Genomic DNA, 1061 nt, shown 5'->3' on the forward strand with positions numbered 1-1061 from the left:
GACACTCCACAGTTCTCGGTCATGCCATACACCTCGATCAGGTCCAGGCCCAGCTTGCGGTACCACTGCAACACATCGGCCGGCATGGGGGCTGCACCACCCGCTGCCACACGGCATTGGTCCAGGCCTAGGCCCTTCAGTATCTTGCGCCGCACCAGACCACCCACCAGTGGAATGGCCAGCAGTAGCCTGAGCTTTTCTGCCGGCATCTTGGCAAACACCCCCTGTTGGAACTTGACCCACAGCCGGGGTACCGAGAAAAACACCGTGGGGCGTGCGCGTTGCAAGTCCTGCACAAAGGTGTCCAGCGATTCGGCAAAGAAGATGTGGCCGCCAAAGCGCAGGGCGCCCTGTTCGATCAGCATGCGCTCGGCCACATGGGCCAGTGGCAGGTAAGAGATGTAGCGTTCGCCGTCACCCATCTGAACGCGGCGCGTGGCAGATGTCAGTGCCCACGCGATGGCTCGGAAGGTCTGCACCACACCCTTGGGTTTGCCAGTGGTGCCTGAGGTGTAAATGATGGTGCACATGGCATCCATTTGCGGGGTCGATGTGCCGCCCAGTGGCGCGTTCTGGGCCAGCAGGTCGGTCCACAGCAGCGACTTCATCATGGGCGCCAACGGCATGGTGATCAGTGGCATGTCGGCGGGTATGCCGGTCTGCAAATTCTCCACACCGTCCATCTTGCCCACAAAGCAGGCCCGCGCCTCACTGTGCGCCAGGATGTAGGCCAGCGCTTCGCCATTGAAGGTGGGGTAGATGGGCACCGACACATAACCCGCCATCAGAATGGCCAGGTCAGCCAGTATCCAGTGGGCGCTGTTCTTGCCGATGATGGCCACGCGGCTGCCCTCAGGCCAGCCCTGCGATTTGAGCCAGGCGGCCATGCGGCGGGCGTCGTCTGCGGCCTCTGCCCAGGTGATGTCCTGCACCTGGCCTGCTCCCATGGGTTGGGTCAGGAAAACCTGGTCACCCCGTTCCTGCTCCCACCGGTACAGGCATTGCAGGGGCAGGTCGCTGGGCAAAACATTCACGGGTTCGGTCATGGAAAATCCTGAAGG

At 62.2% G+C, this 1061-nt stretch carries 1 protein-coding gene; it reads right to left on the bottom strand.

Going from position 1 to position 1061, the window contains the following annotated elements; genetic code table 11:
- Window positions 1–1046: AMP-binding protein (locus AC097P_RS24875; protein ID WP_479613087.1), on the bottom strand; the 1046-nt coding region annotated here is incomplete at its 3' end.
- Window positions 1047–1061 lie beyond the last annotated feature (15 nt).

The organism is Rhodoferax sp. ZS1R8, assembly GCF_056521325.1.